Origin of the sequence: Pragia fontium, from assembly GCF_900638655.1 — a bacterium.
GTDB classification, from domain to species: domain Bacteria; phylum Pseudomonadota; class Gammaproteobacteria; order Enterobacterales; family Enterobacteriaceae; genus Pragia; species Pragia fontium.
The window spans coordinates 3,516,617-3,533,673 of sequence record NZ_LR134531.1 but is presented as its reverse complement, the minus strand read 5'-3'; the positions used below and the strand labels follow the sequence as shown (position 1 = coordinate 3,533,673).

Here is a 17,057-nt window from a genome sequence, read left to right as displayed (position 1 = left end):
GATACGGCGTATTATGCCGAAGAACGAGCATTCGGCTTGGTTGCTCTGCTATAATGCGGGGTGAGTGAATTATTTAAGTCATACTGACAGGTTGGTTTATGAGTGCGAATACCGAAGCTCAAGGAAACGGGCGCGGACTAGAAATAGTTAAATGGGTGATTGTCGCGGCATTACTGATTACCGCTATTGTGGGTAATTATATTTACCGTGGATATAGTTTACCTCTGCGTGCGATAGCCGTCGTTGCTATCATTGGCGTTGCTTTTGCTATCGCGTTATTTACCGCGAAAGGTAAAGCGACACTGGAGTTTGCGCGTGCTGCACGCGTTGAAGTTCGCAAGGTGATTTGGCCTACGCGTCAGGAAGCGCTACAGACAACGTTGATTGTTGCTGCGGTCACTGTCGTGATGTCACTGATTCTATGGGGGCTGGATGGTATTCTGGTCCGTTTGGTCTCATTTATAACTGGCCTGAGGTTCTAAGATGTCTGAAGCCCCTAAAAAGCGTTGGTACGTAGTTCAAGCTTTCTCCGGTTTTGAAGGTCGCGTTGCGCAATCTTTGCGTGAGCACATCAAACTGAATGAGATGGAAGATCAGTTTGGCGAAGTGATGGTTCCAACCGAAGAGGTTGTTGAGATTCGCGGTGGCCAACGTCGTAAAAGTGAACGCAAATTCTTCCCTGGTTATGTATTAGTCCAGATGGCGATGAACGATGCTACATGGCATTTAGTTCGCAGCATTCCACGCGTTATGGGTTTCATTGGCGGAACGTCGGATCGTCCGGCACCAATTAGTGATAAAGAAGTCGATGCGATTATGAATCGCTTACAACAAGTTGGTGATAAGCCACGGCCGAAAACACTATTTGAACCGGGTGAGCTGGTGCGCGTTAATGATGGCCCATTTGCTGACTTTAACGGTGTGGTTGAGGAAGTTGACTATGAGAAGAGCCGTCTGAAAGTATCGGTTTCTATCTTTGGTCGCGCAACACCAGTTGAACTAGACTTCGGTCAGGTAGAGAAAGGCTAATCAAGCACCGTGTGGTGATTGAATAATCATATTGTATTAGGCGTGGGGTTATCGTATAATTCCGCGCCTTTTATTTTTATTACGTATAAAGATAAAACACATTTTATTAAAGATAGGGGAGCCTTTCGAGGCGCTATTACCCAAACCGAGGAAATAACTCATGGCTAAAAAAGTCCAAGCCTACGTTAAGCTGCAAGTTGCAGCTGGTATGGCTAACCCAAGTCCACCAGTTGGTCCAGCTCTGGGTCAGCAAGGTGTAAACATCATGGAATTCTGTAAGGCGTTCAATGCTAAAACTGAAAGCATTGAAAAAGGCTTACCAATTCCTGTTGTTATCACTGTGTATGCAGACCGTTCTTTCACTTTTGTTACCAAAACCCCACCGGCTGCTGTGCTGCTGAAAAAAGCTGCAGGCGTTAAGTCTGGTTCTGGCGTTCCAAACAAAACTAAAGTTGGAACAGTAACAAACGCGCAAGTTCGTGAAATTGCACAAACTAAAGCTACGGATATGACTGGTTCTGATTTAGACGCGATGGTGCGTTCTATTGAAGGTACTGCTCGTTCCATGGGCCTGGTAGTGGAGGGTTAATCAATGGCTAAGCTAACCAAGCGCATGCGCGTAATCCGTGACAAAGTTGATGCAACTAAACAGTATGAAATTGCTGAAGCTGTTGCTCTGCTGAAAGAATTAGCAACTGCTAAATTCGTTGAAAGTGTAGACGTTGCCGTAAACCTCGGTATCGACGCTCGTAAATCTGACCAAAACGTTCGCGGTGCAACTGTACTGCCACACGGTACTGGTCGTACCGTTCGCGTTGCTGTGTTTACTCAGGGCGCAAACGTTGAAGCTGCAAAAGAAGCCGGTGCCGATCTGATCGGTATGGAAGATTTAGCAGACCAAATCAAAAAAGGCGAAATGAACTTCGACGTTGTTATTGCTTCTCCTGATGCAATGCGCGTTGTTGGTCAATTAGGCCAGGTTTTAGGCCCACGTGGTCTGATGCCAAACCCGAAAGTGGGTACTGTTACACCTAACGTTGCTGAAGCAGTTAGAAATGCTAAAGCGGGTCAGGTTCGTTATCGTAATGATAAAAACGGTATTATCCATACCACTATCGGTAAAGTTGACTTCGATACAGCTCAACTGCAAGAGAACTTAGAATCTCTGCTGTCTGCTCTGAAGAAAGCTAAACCATCTACCGCTAAAGGTGTTTTTGTTAAGAAAGTTAGCCTGTCCACCACTATGGGTGCTGGCGTAGCTATCGATCAAAGCAGCCTGAGCGCAGCAGCGAGTTAATTCGTTGCTTTACTATGGGGGCAGATTCGTCTAGAATTTGTCCCCTTAGATTTTTTCGGTTGGAGCCTGGCCATATCCAGGCCTCCGTCCAAGACCGCAGGCGTATGGCAACATACTTAATTGCTGTTTCCTTATTAAAGGTATAACGGCCTGCGTAGACGGTGAGAGAGCCTAAAGAATGTTTTTTCTTGTTACAAGAAAATGCTCTTTGCTGGATTCTACTCACCGTGTTTTAACGCCTGCTCATCGTTTCTTCGGAAACGATTGATTCAGGTGATGTGAGTTCCGGGGATTTTCCCGGTCTAATCCAGGAGCAAAAAGCCAATGGCATTAAATCTTCAAGACAAACAAGCGATTGTTGCTGAAGTTAGCGAAGTAGCCAAGGGCGCGCTGTCTGTAGTGGTTGCGGATTCCCGCGGCGTAACTGTAGATAAAATGACTGAACTGCGTAAAGCAGGTCGTGAAGCTGGCGTTTATATGCGTGTTGTTCGTAACACCTTAATGCGTCGCGTCGTTGAAGGGACTCCATTCGAGTGCCTGAAAGACACGTTTGTTGGTCCAACCTTAGTTGCATTTTCTAACGAACATCCGGGCGCAGCCGCTCGTTTATTCAAAGCTTTTGCTAAAGATAATGCAAAATTTGAGGTTAAAGCAGCAGCCTTTGAAGGTGAGTTAATCTCTGCGGCAAATATTGACCGCTTAGCAACCTTACCAACCTACGATGAAGCAATCGCACGCCTGATGGGAACCATGAAAGAAGCCGCTGCCGGCAAACTGGTTCGTACCTTGGCTGCGTTGCGCGATCAGAAAGAAGCAGCTTAATTGCTCTTTTGTATCGTTGCTTTTTAACGTATAAACTATTTCTATATTTTAGGAACACTTGTTATGTCAACTATCACTAAAGACCAAATCTTAGAAGGCGTTGCAGCTCTGTCTGTAATGGAAATCGTTGAGCTGATCGCAGCTATGGAAGAGAAGTTCGGCGTTTCTGCTGCAGCTCTTTCTGCTGGTCCAGCTGCTGCGGTTGAAGCTGTTGAAGAGAAAACTGAATTCGACGTAGTTCTGACTGCTGCCGGTGCTAACAAAGTTGCTGCTATCAAAGCAGTACGTGGCGCAACTGGCCTGGGTCTGAAAGAAGCTAAAGATTTAGTTGAATCTGCACCAGCTGTAATCAAAGAAGGCGTTAGCAAAGATGACGCTGAAGCTCTGAAGAAAGCTCTGGAAGAAGCAGGCGCTTCTGTTGAGGTTAAGTAAGACCTCTTTCCAGTTTGCAGCCTGACTTACAGGCTGATGGCTGGTGACTTTTTAGTCACCAGCCTTTTTGCGCTATAGGGTTTCAGTAGGGTTTCACACTGTTTGCCTACTGAAAAGCCCCAATATTTCTTTCTATAGACGACTTAATATACTGCGTTGACGACCACTGCCGAAGGCTCTGGGTCTGCGTAATGAAATGATTTAAGAGTGATAGAAATGAGTATTGCGGAAGATTTTCATACTTCCGATCGAAATAAATAGTGTTGTAACGACTGTCCCTATTCGGACGGACAGAGTGGGTCACTGATCAGCGAGCTGAGGAACCCTATGGTTTACTCCTATACCGAGAAAAAACGCATTCGTAAGGATTTTGGTAAACGTCCACAAGTACTGGACATTCCTTACCTTCTTTCTATCCAGCTTGACTCGTTCCAGAAGTTCATCGAGCAAGATATGGAAGGCCAACATGGACTGGAAGCTGCATTCCGTTCTGTGTTCCCTATCCAGAGCTACAGCGGCAACTCTGAGTTGCAGTATGTGAGCTATCGTCTTGGTGAACCTGTATTCGATGTCAAAGAGTGTCAAATCCGTGGTGTGACGTATTCTGCACCGCTGCGCGTTAAACTGCGCCTGGTGATTTACGATCGTGACGCTCCGGCGGGCACGGTTAAAGACATCAAAGAACAAGAAGTTTATATGGGCGAAATTCCGCTCATGACCGATAACGGTACCTTTGTCATCAATGGTACAGAGCGTGTTATCGTGTCCCAGTTACACCGTAGTCCGGGTGTGTTCTTTGATAGTGATAAGGGTAAAACCCATTCATCGGGTAAAGTGCTGTATAACGCACGTATTATTCCTTACCGTGGTTCCTGGTTAGATTTCGAGTTTGACCCGAAAGATAACTTGTTCGTTCGTATTGACCGTCGTCGTAAATTACCTGCGACTATCATTTTACGTGCGCTGGATTACACCACTGAACAAATTTTAGACCTGTTCTTTGACAAGATTGTCTTCGAAATCCGCGATAATAAGCTGCAAATGGAACTGGTTCCTGAGCGCTTGCGCGGTGAAACCGCTTCTTTCGATATCGAAGCTGACGGTAAAGTTTTCGTAGAGAAAGGTCGTCGTATTACTGCTCGCCATATTCGCCAGCTTGAAAAAGACGGCGTCAATAAAATCGAAGTGCCGACTGAATACATTATTGGAAAAGTCGTTTCTAAAGATTATATCGACGAGAGTACCGGGGAAATTATTTGCCCTGCGAATATGGAATTGACGTTGGATCTGCTGGCTAAATTAAGCATGGCAGGCCATAAGCGTATCGAAACGCTGTTCACCAACGATCTGGACCACGGCGCTTATATGTCTGAGACCGTGCGCGTAGACCCAACCTCTGATCGCTTAAGTGCATTGGTTGAAATCTATCGCATGATGCGTCCTGGTGAACCACCAACGCGCGAAGCAGCAGAAAATCTGTTTGAGAACCTGTTCTTCTCTGAAGACCGTTACGATCTTTCTGCGGTAGGCCGCATGAAGTTCAACCGTTCTTTAAGTCGTGAAGAAATTGAAGGCTCCGGCATCCTGAGCAAAGAAGATATCATCGAAGTGATGAAGAAACTTATCGGCATCCGTAACGGTGTTGGTGAAGTGGATGATATCGACCACTTGGGTAACCGTCGTATTCGTTCCGTTGGTGAAATGGCTGAAAACCAGTTCCGTGTCGGCTTAGTGCGCGTTGAGCGTGCGGTTAAAGAGCGTCTGTCATTAGGCGATCTCGACACACTGATGCCTCAGGACATGATCAACGCTAAGCCGATTTCGGCGGCGGTGAAAGAGTTCTTTGGTTCCAGCCAATTATCCCAATTTATGGACCAAAACAACCCGTTGTCTGAGATTACGCACAAGCGTCGTATCTCTGCACTGGGCCCGGGCGGTTTAACGCGTGAGCGTGCCGGCTTTGAAGTACGTGACGTACACCCGACTCACTATGGTCGCGTATGTCCAATCGAAACCCCGGAAGGTCCAAACATCGGTTTGATTAACTCATTATCTGTGTATGCACAGACTAACGAGTATGGTTTCCTGGAAACCCCTTATCGTCGCGTACGTGACGGTATGGTAACCGATGAGATTCATTACTTATCTGCCATTGAAGAAGGCAACTTCGTTATCGCTCAGGCTAACTCAAACCTGGATGACGAAGGCCACTTCATGGAAGACCTGGTGACCTGTCGTAACAAAGGCGAATCAAGCTTATTCAGCCGCGAACAAGTTGACTATATGGACGTTTCAACCCAACAGGTTGTGTCCGTAGGTGCTTCTTTGATTCCGTTCCTGGAGCATGATGACGCCAACCGTGCATTGATGGGTGCAAACATGCAACGTCAGGCGGTTCCTACTCTGCGTGCTGATAAGCCGCTGGTTGGTACCGGTATGGAACGTGCTGTAGCGGTTGACTCCGGCGTAACCGCCGTTGCCACACGCGGCGGTATTGTTCAGTACGTCGACGCATCGCGTATCGTGATTAAAGTTAACGAAGACGAGATGATGCCGGGCGAAGCAGGTATCGATATTTATAACCTGACGAAATACACCCGTTCTAACCAGAACACCTGTATCAGTCAAATGCCATGCGTCTCTTTAAATGAGCCAGTTGAACGCGGTGACGTGTTAGCTGACGGCCCATCGACTGACTTGGGCGAATTGGCACTAGGCCAGAACATGCGCGTCGCGTTCATGCCTTGGAACGGTTATAACTTCGAAGACTCCATCTTGGTTTCTGAGCGTGTTGTACAGGAAGACCGTTTTACGACTATCCATATTCAGGAACTGTCTTGCGTATCTCGTGATACCAAGTTAGGGCCGGAAGAGATCACTGCTGACATCCCTAACGTGGGTGAAGCGGCACTGTCTAAACTGGATGAGTCAGGTATCGTTTATATCGGTGCTGAAGTGACCGGCGGCGACATTCTGGTTGGTAAGGTAACGCCTAAAGGTGAAACCCAACTGACGCCAGAAGAGAAACTGCTGCGCGCGATTTTTGGTGAGAAAGCGTCTGATGTTAAAGACTCCTCACTGCGCGTGCCAAACGGCGTTTCAGGTACCATTATCGACGTTCAAGTCTTTACCCGTGATGGCGTAGAGAAAGACAAGCGTGCGCTTGAAATCGAAGATATGCAGCTTAAGCAGGTTAAGAAAGACCTGACTGAAGAACTGAAGATTTTCGAAGCAGGTCTGTTTGCGCGTATTCACGATGTGCTGGTTGCCGGCGGCATCGAAGAAGACAAACTAAGCAAGCTGACTCACGACAAGTGGCTGGAAATTGGATTAAGTGACGAAGACAAGCAAAACCAACTGGAACAGTTGGCTGAGCAGTACGACGAACTGAAATCCGAATTCGAGAAGAAACTTGACGGTAAGCGTCGCAAGATCACTCAGGGCGATGATTTAGCTCCTGGCGTACTGAAGATTGTCAAAGTCTACCTGGCGGTTAAACGTCAGATCCAGCCTGGTGACAAGATGGCAGGTCGCCACGGTAACAAAGGTGTTATCTCTAAGATCAACCCGATCGAAGATATGCCTTACGATGAAAACGGCGTGCCTGTTGACCTCGTGCTGAACCCGCTGGGTGTACCATCACGTATGAACATCGGTCAGATTCTGGAGACCCACTTGGGTCTGGCTGCGAAAGGTATTGGTGACAAGATCAACACCATGCTGAAGCAGCAGCAAGAAGCGGCAAAACTGCGTGAATTTATCCAGAAAGCTTACGATCTGGGTGATGATACGCGTCAGAAAGTAGACTTAGCTAAGTTTACTGATGCAGAAGTGCTGACTCTGGCAGAGAACCTGCGTAAGGGTATGCCGATTGCGACACCAGTGTTTGATGGTGCAAAAGAGAAAGAAATCAAAGAACTTCTGACCTTGGGCGGTTTACCGACTTCTGGCCAGATCACGTTGTTTGATGGACGTACCGGTGAACAGTTCGAACGTCCGGTTACCGTTGGCTATATGTACATGCTGAAACTGAACCACTTGGTTGATGACAAGATGCATGCACGTTCTACCGGTTCTTACAGCTTGGTTACTCAGCAGCCGCTGGGTGGTAAGGCTCAGTTCGGTGGACAACGCTTCGGTGAGATGGAAGTGTGGGCGCTGGAAGCTTATGGCGCAGCGTACACTCTGCAGGAAATGCTGACCGTCAAGTCCGACGATGTAAACGGCCGTACCAAGATGTACAAAAACATCGTGGATGGCAACCATCAGATGGAGCCAGGCATGCCGGAATCCTTCAACGTATTGTTGAAAGAGATCCGCTCGCTGGGTATCAACATCGAGTTGGAAGAGGAATAATTTCCTCTAATCTCCAGCCCCGGTTCGCCGGGGATGGTTGCAGGGCACAGGGGCGCTTAACCCCTTAAACATTGCGTTTAAGATCAGGTTTTGCGCCCAACAGGTTTAACTCCGACAGGAGCCGATCCGTGAAAGATTTACTGAAGTTTCTGAAAGCACAAACTAAGACCGAAGAGTTTGATGCAATCAAAATTGCGCTGGCATCGCCAGACATGATCCGTTCTTGGTCTTTTGGCGAAGTAAAAAAGCCAGAAACCATTAACTACCGTACGTTCAAACCAGAACGTGACGGCCTTTTCTGTGCCCGTATTTTCGGACCAGTAAAAGATTACGAATGCTTGTGCGGTAAGTACAAGCGTCTGAAGCATCGCGGCGTCATTTGTGAAAAATGTGGCGTTGAAGTGACTCAGACTAAAGTGCGTCGTGAGCGTATGGGCCACATTGAACTGGCTTCTCCTACTGCGCATATCTGGTTCCTGAAATCACTGCCGTCCCGTATCGGTCTGTTATTAGACATGCCTTTACGTGATATTGAACGCGTACTGTACTTCGAATCCTATGTGGTTGTTGAAGGCGGTATGACTAACCTTGAGCGTCGTCAGATCCTGACTGAAGAGCAGTATCTGGATGCGCTGGAAGAGTTCGGTGATGAATTTGACGCGAAGATGGGTGCAGAAGCTATCCAGTCACTGCTGAAAGGCATGGATCTGGAAGCGGAATGTGAACAACTGCGTGAAGAGTTAAATGAAACCAACTCTGAAACCAAACGTAAGAAGCTGACTAAGCGCGTTAAGCTGTTGGAAGCCTTCATTCAGTCTGGCAACAAGCCTGAGTGGATGATTCTGACTGTTCTGCCGGTTCTGCCGCCAGATTTACGTCCGCTGGTTCCGCTGGACGGTGGTCGTTTTGCGACTTCCGACCTGAACGATTTATATCGTCGCGTAATTAACCGTAACAACCGTCTGAAACGACTGCTGGATCTGGCTGCGCCGGATATCATCGTACGTAACGAAAAACGTATGCTGCAGGAAGCCGTGGATGCGCTGTTGGATAACGGTCGTCGTGGTCGTGCTATCACCGGTTCTAACAAGCGTCCTCTGAAATCTTTGGCCGATATGATCAAAGGTAAACAGGGTCGTTTCCGTCAGAACTTGCTTGGTAAGCGTGTTGACTACTCCGGTCGTTCGGTTATTACCGTAGGTCCATACCTGCGTCTGCATCAGTGCGGTCTTCCTAAGAAGATGGCATTAGAGCTGTTCAAACCATTCATCTACGGCAAGCTTGAGCTGCGCGGTCTAGCGACCACCATCAAAGCCGCTAAGAAAATGGTTGAGCGTGAAGAAGCCGTGGTATGGGATATCCTGGATGAAGTTATCCGCGAACACCCGGTACTGTTAAACCGTGCACCAACCCTGCACCGTTTAGGTATTCAGGCGTTTGAACCGGTTCTGATCGAAGGTAAAGCGATTCAGTTGCACCCATTAGTGTGTGCGGCTTATAACGCCGACTTCGATGGTGACCAAATGGCTGTTCACGTACCGCTAACGCTGGAAGCTCAGCTGGAAGCACGTGCGTTGATGATGTCCACCAACAACATTCTGTCGCCAGCTAACGGTGAGCCAATCATCGTTCCTTCTCAGGACGTGGTATTGGGTCTGTACTACATGACCCGCGACAAAGTGAATGCGAAAGGCGAAGGCATGGTCTTAGGCGGACCAAAAGAAGCTGAGCGCGTATACCGTGCCGGCCACGCTGAACTACATGCCCGCGTTAAAGTTCGTATCACCGAGTATGAGAAGAATGCTGAAGGTGAATTGGTTGCTAAAACCGGTCTGGTAGATACTACCGTTGGTCGTGCCATCCTGTGGATGATCGTACCTAAAGGTCTACCTTACTCGATTATTAACCAAGCGTTAGGCAAGAAAGCTATTTCCAAGATGATTAACACCTGTTATCGCATCTTGGGTCTGAAGCCGACTGTTATTTTTGCTGACCAGACCATGTACACCGGCTTTGCCTATGCGGCACGTTCTGGTGCGTCTGTTGGTATCGACGACATGGTGATTCCGGCTAAGAAAGCTGAAATCATCACGGAAGCCGAAACTGAAGTTGCAGAAATTCAGGAGCAGTTCCAGTCAGGTCTGGTTACTGCTGGCGAACGCTATAACAAAGTTATCGATATCTGGGCTGCTGCTAACGAACGCGTAGCAAAAGCGATGATGGAAAACTTGTCTTCAGAAACCGTGATTAACCGTGACGGCGAAGAAGAGAAGCAAGTTTCCTTCAACAGCATCTTTATGATGGCTGACTCCGGTGCACGGGGCTCGGCAGCACAGATTCGTCAGTTAGCCGGTATGCGTGGTCTGATGGCTAAGCCAGATGGCTCGATCATTGAAACCCCGATCACTGCGAACTTCCGTGAAGGTCTGAACGTACTCCAGTACTTCATCTCGACTCACGGTGCTCGTAAAGGTTTGGCGGATACCGCACTGAAAACAGCAAACTCCGGTTATTTGACCCGTCGTTTAGTTGACGTGGCGCAGGACTTGGTTGTTATCGAAGATGACTGTGGAACACATGACGGTATCGTTATGACCCCGGTTATCGAAGGTGGCGACGTTAAAGAACCACTGCGTGAGCGTGTATTAGGTCGTGTAACGGCTGAAGACGTTCTGAAACCGGGTACGGCTGACATTCTGGTACCGCGTAATACGCTGCTGAATGAAAAATGGTGTGACCTGTTAGAAGAGCACTCTGTTGATATTATCAAGGTACGTTCCGTTGTTAGCTGTGATACCGATTTTGGTGTTTGTGCTAACTGTTACGGTCGTGACCTGGCTCGTGGCCATATCATCAACAAAGGTGAAGCTATCGGTGTTATCGCAGCTCAGTCAATCGGTGAGCCGGGTACACAGTTAACCATGCGTACGTTCCACATTGGTGGTGCGGCATCGCGTGCGGCAGCTGAGTCCAGTATTCAGGTGAAAAATACAGGTAGCCTGAAGCTGAAGAACGCTAAGTTTGTTATCAATCCTGCTAACAAGCTGGTGATTACTTCACGTAATACTGAACTGACCCTGATCGATGAGTTCGGTCGTACTAAAGAGAGCTATAAAGTACCTTACGGTGCGGTTATGGCGAAAGGCGATGGCGTTGGCGTTACCGGTGGCGAAACTGTCGCTAACTGGGATCCGCATACCATGCCAGTTATCTCTGAAGTTGCCGGTTTCATTCGCTTTACCGATATGGTTGATGGCCAGACAATTACTCGTCAAACTGACGAATTAACTGGTCTGTCTTCAATCGTTGTGCTGGAAGGTGCTGAACGTACTGGTAGTACTAAAGACCTGCGTCCTGCGTTAAAACTGGTTGATGCTAAAGGTAATGATGTCCTGATCCCAGGTACTGATATGCCTGCTCAATACTTCTTACCGGGTAAAGCAATTATCCAGTTAGAAGATGGCGTAGAGATCAATCAGGGTGACACTCTGGCACGTATTCCTCAGGAATCTGGCGGTACTCGCGATATTACCGGTGGTCTACCACGCGTAGCCGACCTGTTTGAAGCGCGTCGTCCGAAAGAGCCTGCGATTCTGGCTGAAATCAGCGGCGTAATCTCCTTCGGTAAAGAGACCAAAGGTAAGCGTCGTCTGGTTATCACTCCGATGGATGGCAGCGAGCCGTACGAAGAGATGATTCCGAAATGGCGTCAGCTGAACGTATTTGAAGGCGAACTGGTAGAACGCGGTGACGTTGTTTCCGATGGTCCAGAGTCTCCACATGACATCCTGCGTCTGCGTGGTGTGCATGAAGTGACTCGTTACATCGTTAACGAAGTTCAGGAAGTTTACCGTCTGCAAGGCGTTAAGATTAACGATAAACACATTGAAGTTATCGTTCGTCAGATGCTGCGTAAAGGGACTATTGTTCATCCTGGCAACACCGAGTTCCTTGAAGGTGAGCAGGCTGAGTACGCGCGCATCAAGATTGCTAACCGCACGCTTGAAGCAGGTGGTAAGTTGGGCGCAACCTTTGCTCGTGACCTGTTAGGTATTACGAAAGCATCGTTGGCAACTGAGTCCTTCATTTCTGCTGCGTCGTTCCAGGAAACAACTCGTGTGTTAACTGAAGCTGCCGTTGCAGGTAAACGTGATGAGTTACGTGGTCTGAAAGAGAACGTTATCGTTGGTCGCCTGATTCCGGCGGGTACCGGTTACGCTTATCACCAGGCTCGTGCACGTCGTCGCCACGTTGAAGAAATCTCCAGTGCTAGTGCTCCACAGGTCAGCGCAGAAGAAGCAACAGCTAACTTGGCTGAATTGCTGAATGCCGGTCTGGGTCACAGTGACGAGTAATCAACGCTACTGACTTAATAAACCGCCTGAAAGGGCGGTTTTTTTATGTCTGGCGTATAGGGTAATCATGCCCATGAATAGTTTGAGGAGAGGGGAAATATGTTAGCTATACCATTTGTTACCTCAGGAACAATCCAAAGAAAGACCGGAGCTACAATTCAATATTGATTTTAATTATAGCTCCGGTCATCTCGATACAAAGTCCGGGGGAACTTTGGTCGCGAGTGGTATAACTCGTTACATTTCAATTATGGCGGTTGTCTTTTATACAATCGATTCTCATTTCTCCAAATTGCGCGCTGTCTCTTAACCTTCTTTGATGGGCTGCATTCGGTATCAAAATTCTGTGAAGTTTTTTTAAAACGCTCGTTTTTTAAGCTGTTGTGAATTTCTTTAAAAATAAATTTAGCGTTTATTGGCTTATATAATGTGGTTTTTGGATGACATCACTGCGCTAGCACTCTTGAAATAGCTGGAATGGCGCGTATGCATAATGCGAAAGCCTAAAGAAATGAATGCATTATTGCTATTAAAAATGTTTAACAATTTAAATTGCTTAAGATTCTCTTAATTTTTCCTGGTCTATAATTCAGCATGATTTTTGCTGGGTCTCGGCATTATCAGGTTTTCTCTTTATTAATTATGAGATTAGGATGTTAATTTATGGAGCAATTCTTACCTTTTTCTCGTCCAGCGATGGGGGAGCAAGAAATTGTTGCCGTGACAGAAGTGTTGCGTTCTGGATGGATTACCACTGGGCCTAAAAACCAATTATTAGAAGAACAATTTTGTAAAACGTTTGGCTGTAAGTACGCAATATCGGTTTGTTCTGCCACTGGCGGGATGCACGTTACCTTACTGGCATTAGGTATTGGTAAAGGGGATGAGGTGATTACACCTTCTCAAACCTGGGTTTCTACTCTGAATATGATTGAATTACTGGGGGCGACGCCGGTAATGGTGGATGTAGACCCCGAAACATTGATGGTGGATGCTCAAGCGATTGAAGCGGCGATTACCCCAAGAACCAAAGCGATTATTCCAGTACATTATGCCGGTGCGCCGGTTGATTTAGATCCCATTCGGGACGTTGCCCAGCGCCATAACATCATGTTGATTGAGGATGCTGCCCACGCGGTTGGCGTTCAATATAAAGAGCAGTGGATTGGTGCGACCGGTACCGCGATTTTCTCATTTCACGCTATTAAGAATATGACCTGTGCTGAAGGTGGGATGGTTGTCACTGACGATCCGGCATTAGCTAATCGTATCCGCAGTCTCAAATTCCATGGTTTAGGCGTTGATGCTTTTGACCGTATGGTTCAGGGGCGCTCACCGCAGGCTGAAGTTATTGAGCCGGGCTTTAAATATAATTTAGCGGACATTAATGCTGCCATTGCGCTGGTTCAGTTACACCGTTTACCTGAGCTTAATGCAAAGCGTAAAGCGCTGGCTGAATATTATTTAGAGAAAATCGCTGGGCTTCCTGTTGTTCCATTAGGCATACCAGAATATTCCCATCAACACGGCTGGCACCTGTTTATTGTTCGTGTTGATCCTGAACGTTGTGGCATTTCACGCGATGACTTTATGGCTGCCTTAAAAGAGCGCGGTATTGGCACCGGCTTGCATTTCCGCGCGGCGCATACTCAAAAATATTATCGTGAACGTTATTCCGATGTTCACCTTCCTGCCACCGAATGGAATTCGGCTCGCATATGTTCATTACCTCTGTTCCCCGATATGAACTTTGCCGATGTCGATCGCGTTATTCGTACGATGAAAGAGATCCTGGAGCGTTCCAATGGATGATTTGCAGAAGATATCCAAAGTTTCTGTAGTTATTCCCGTTTATAACGAACAAGAAAGTTTACCAACCTTATTGTCTCGCACCATTGCTGCCTGTAAGCAATTGAAACAACAATACGAAATTATTTTGGTTGATGATGGCAGCACCGATGCATCCGGCGATATGTTGACCGCGGCCGCGGAAGAACCGGGTAGCCACGTTATTGCAGTATTGCTGAACCGAAACTATGGTCAACATTCGGCCATTATGGCCGGTTTTAATCAGGTCAGCGGTGATTTGGTCATTACCTTAGATGCTGACTTACAGAATCCGCCGGAAGAAATTCCTCGTCTGGTTGAAGTGGCTGAGCAAGGCTACGATGTAGTGGGTACCGTTAGAGCGAACCGTCAAGACTCATGGTTCCGTAAAACGGCCTCCAAAATTATCAATATGATGATCCAACGCGCGACCGGCAAAAGTATGGGGGATTACGGCTGTATGTTACGCGCCTATCGTCGCCATATCATTGAGGCGATGTTGCACTGCCATGAACGTAGCACTTTTATTCCTATTCTGGCCAATACCTTTGCTCGTCATACCACAGAAATAGAAGTTCGGCATGCTGAACGTGAATTTGGTGATTCCAAATACAGCTTAATGAAGCTGATCAATCTGATGTATGACCTGCTTACCTGCCTGACCACCACACCGTTACGTTTGTTAAGTGTCTTAGGCAGTATTGTGGCGCTGTCGGGATTTACTCTGGCAGTGGTTCTGATTGTGCTGAGATTAATTTTTGGTCCTACATGGGCGGCGGAAGGTGTATTTACGCTATTTGCCGTGCTGTTTATGTTTATCGGTGCCCAGTTTATTGGGATGGGGCTGCTTGGTGAATACATCGGACGGATTTATACCGATGTTCGGGCGCGCCCCCGCTACTTTATTCAGAAAATTGTTGGTGAACAGAATCAGGTTAACAATCAGGAAGAGAATGAATGAAAGCTATCGTATTTGCCTACCATGATATAGGTTGTGCTGGATTGGAAGCCTTGGTTGCTGCTGGGTATGATGTACAGGCGGTGTTTACTCATGTAGACAACCCAGGTGAGAACCGGTTTTTTTCTTCGGTCGCTCACAAAGGCGCGGAACTTGGCTTACCCGTTTTTGCACCAGAAGATGTTAATCATCCTTTATGGGTAAACCACATTCGTGAGTATGCGCCGGATATTATTTTCTCTTTTTACTATCGCGACTTGCTCTGCGATGACATTTTATCGTTAGCGCCAAAGGGGGCTTATAACCTGCATGGTTCTTTGCTGCCGCGCTATCGTGGCCGTGCTCCAGCTAACTGGGTGCTGGTCAATGGTGAAACTGAAACCGGGGTTACGCTGCACCAGATGACGGCTAAAGCGGATGCTGGCGATATCGTCGGTCAGTCGAAAGTGGCGATTGATAATCAGGATACCGCCTTAACACTACACGGAAAGCTACGTGATGCGGCAGCCCATCTGTTGGCTGAGTTACTTCCTGCGATTAAACGTTCTGAGTTTAAACTGCATAAGCAAGATGAGTCTCAGGCTAGCTATTTTGGTCGTCGTAGACCGGAAGATGGTGAAATCCATTGGGCACAGCCAGCACAAACGATCTATAACCTGGTGCGTGCGGTAACCGACCCTTATCCCGGTGCGTTTACGGTTCACGGCAAAAAGAGAATGACCATTTGGCGTTCGCGTGTTTTGGATATTGAACATGCTTATCAGCCGGGTACCATTATTTCGACCTCTCCATTGCAAATTGCTTGTGGTAAAGGGGCGTTAGAAGTTATCTCAGGGCAAGGGAACTCTGGACTCTATGTTCAAGGGGCTCAGTTGGCATTAGAAGTTGGTCTGGTGAGTGGAACAGTTCTGGGAACTAAACCGCGTGCCGGCTTACAACGCCGCACCCGCGTTCTGATCTTGGGCGTGAACGGTTTTATCGGTAACCATCTGACAGAACGCCTGCTGCGTGATGATAATTATGAAATTTATGGATTAGACATCAGCTCAGATGCCATTGAACGCTTTATTGGTAATCCTCATTTCCACTTTGTGGAGGGCGATATCAGTATCCATTCCGAGTGGATTGAATACCACATTAAGAAATGTGATGTGATATTACCGCTGGTGGCGATCGCCACGCCAATTGAATATACCCGTAATCCTTTAAGAGTGTTCGAGCTGGATTTTGAAGAAAACTTAAAAATTGTGCGTGACTGTGTGAAATATAAGAAGCGCATTATTTTCCCATCCACTTCTGAAGTTTATGGTATGTGCGATGATAAAGAATTCGATGAAGACAACTCACGCTTGATTGTTGGGCCAATCAATAAGCAGCGCTGGATTTATTCTATTTCTAAACAACTGTTAGACCGGGTTATTTGGGCTTACGGTGTTAAAGAAGGGCTGAGATTTACCTTATTCCGTCCGTTTAACTGGATGGGACCTCGTTTGGATAATCTGAATGCGGCCAGAATCGGTAGTTCACGGGCGATTACTCAGTTGATCCTTAATCTGGTTGAAGGTTCACCAATTAATCTGGTGGATGGCGGTCAGCAAAAGCGCTGTTTTACCGACATTAACGATGGCATCGAGGCACTATTCCGCATTATTGAAAATCAGGGCGGAAAATGTGACGGTCAAATTATCAATATAGGTAACCCGGTGAATGAGGCCAGCATTCGTGAATTGGCTGAAATGCTGTTGGATTGCTTTGAGAAGCACCCGTTACGGTCGCAATTCCCTCCGTTTGCCGGCTTTAAGGTGATTGAGAGCGGGAACTATTACGGTAAAGGCTATCAAGATGTTGAACATAGAAAACCGAGCATTAAAAACGCTGAACGTTTGCTTAACTGGAAACCAACCATTGACATGCATCAGACGGTAGAGGAAACATTAGATTTCTTCTTGCGTACGGTTGAATGTGATGACGGTAAATAGCA

11 protein-coding genes are annotated in these 17,057 nt (G+C 47.2%); all 11 read left to right on the top strand.

Annotated features, from left to right (window positions below; genetic code table 11):
• The first annotated feature begins 98 nt into the window (after window positions 1-98).
• On the top strand, window positions 99-482 hold the full coding sequence (secE, locus tag EL341_RS15285) for a preprotein translocase subunit SecE (RefSeq protein WP_047782101.1): 384 nt from the start codon (window positions 99-101) through the stop codon (window positions 480-482).
• A 1-nt stretch (window position 483) separates the two neighbouring features.
• Window positions 484-1,029: a transcription termination/antitermination protein NusG gene (nusG, locus tag EL341_RS15280; protein ID WP_047782100.1), complete on the top strand. Its 546-nt coding sequence runs from the start codon at window positions 484-486 to the stop codon at window positions 1,027-1,029.
• Window positions 1,030-1,189: 160 nt separating this feature from the next.
• On the top strand, window positions 1,190-1,618 hold the full coding sequence (rplK, locus tag EL341_RS15275) for a 50S ribosomal protein L11 (protein ID WP_047782099.1): 429 nt from the start codon (window positions 1,190-1,192) through the stop codon (window positions 1,616-1,618).
• Window positions 1,619-1,621: 3 nt separating this feature from the next.
• The gene (gene rplA / locus EL341_RS15270; protein ID WP_047782098.1) at window positions 1,622-2,326 is read left to right on the top strand and encodes a 50S ribosomal protein L1; all 705 of its coding nucleotides are present in this window, start codon (window positions 1,622-1,624) and stop codon (window positions 2,324-2,326) included.
• Between the two features lie 324 nt (window positions 2,327-2,650).
• Window positions 2,651-3,148 (top strand): 50S ribosomal protein L10, encoded by a 498-nt coding sequence (rplJ, locus tag EL341_RS15265; protein WP_047782097.1) that lies wholly within the window; start codon window positions 2,651-2,653, stop codon window positions 3,146-3,148.
• A gap of 63 nt (window positions 3,149-3,211) precedes the next feature.
• Window positions 3,212-3,580: a 50S ribosomal protein L7/L12 gene (rplL, locus tag EL341_RS15260; protein ID WP_047782096.1), complete on the top strand. Its 369-nt coding sequence runs from the start codon at window positions 3,212-3,214 to the stop codon at window positions 3,578-3,580.
• 327 nt (window positions 3,581-3,907) lie between these two features.
• Window positions 3,908-7,936 (top strand): DNA-directed RNA polymerase subunit beta, encoded by a 4,029-nt coding sequence (rpoB, locus tag EL341_RS15255; protein WP_074824993.1) that lies wholly within the window; start codon window positions 3,908-3,910, stop codon window positions 7,934-7,936.
• 128 nt (window positions 7,937-8,064) lie between these two features.
• Window positions 8,065-12,291: a DNA-directed RNA polymerase subunit beta' gene (rpoC, locus tag EL341_RS15250; protein ID WP_047782094.1), complete on the top strand. Its 4,227-nt coding sequence runs from the start codon at window positions 8,065-8,067 to the stop codon at window positions 12,289-12,291.
• A 663-nt stretch (window positions 12,292-12,954) separates the two neighbouring features.
• Window positions 12,955-14,103 carry a UDP-4-amino-4-deoxy-L-arabinose aminotransferase gene (arnB, locus tag EL341_RS15245; RefSeq protein ID WP_074825116.1) on the top strand — a complete coding sequence of 383 codons (1,149 nt, stop codon included), beginning with the start codon at window positions 12,955-12,957 and terminating at the stop codon, window positions 14,101-14,103.
• Window positions 14,096-15,079, top strand: coding sequence for an undecaprenyl-phosphate 4-deoxy-4-formamido-L-arabinose transferase (arnC, locus tag EL341_RS15240; RefSeq protein ID WP_074825113.1), 984 nt, complete (start codon window positions 14,096-14,098; stop codon window positions 15,077-15,079). The genes arnB and arnC overlap by 8 nt, the downstream gene beginning before the upstream one ends.
• Window positions 15,076-17,055, top strand: a complete 1,980-nt coding sequence (gene arnA / locus EL341_RS15235; RefSeq protein ID WP_074825111.1) for a bifunctional UDP-4-amino-4-deoxy-L-arabinose formyltransferase/UDP-glucuronic acid oxidase ArnA — start codon at window positions 15,076-15,078, stop codon at window positions 17,053-17,055. Before arnC ends, arnA begins: the two co-directional genes overlap by 4 nt.
• Window positions 17,056-17,057: the final 2 nt, after the last annotated feature.

Coding starts and splice junctions, on each gene's coding strand:
- secE (WP_047782101.1), top strand. CDS start 99: ATGAGTGCGAATACCGAAGCTCAAGGAAACGGGCGCGGACTAGAAATA.
- nusG (WP_047782100.1), top strand. CDS start 484: ATGTCTGAAGCCCCTAAAAAGCGTTGGTACGTAGTTCAAGCTTTCTCC.
- rplK (WP_047782099.1), top strand. CDS start 1,190: ATGGCTAAAAAAGTCCAAGCCTACGTTAAGCTGCAAGTTGCAGCTGGT.
- rplA (WP_047782098.1), top strand. CDS start 1,622: ATGGCTAAGCTAACCAAGCGCATGCGCGTAATCCGTGACAAAGTTGAT.
- rplJ (WP_047782097.1), top strand. CDS start 2,651: ATGGCATTAAATCTTCAAGACAAACAAGCGATTGTTGCTGAAGTTAGC.
- rplL (WP_047782096.1), top strand. CDS start 3,212: ATGTCAACTATCACTAAAGACCAAATCTTAGAAGGCGTTGCAGCTCTG.
- rpoB (WP_074824993.1), top strand. CDS start 3,908: ATGGTTTACTCCTATACCGAGAAAAAACGCATTCGTAAGGATTTTGGT.
- arnB (WP_074825116.1), top strand. CDS start 12,955: ATGGAGCAATTCTTACCTTTTTCTCGTCCAGCGATGGGGGAGCAAGAA.
- arnC (WP_074825113.1), top strand. CDS start 14,096: ATGGATGATTTGCAGAAGATATCCAAAGTTTCTGTAGTTATTCCCGTT.
- arnA (WP_074825111.1), top strand. CDS start 15,076: ATGAAAGCTATCGTATTTGCCTACCATGATATAGGTTGTGCTGGATTG.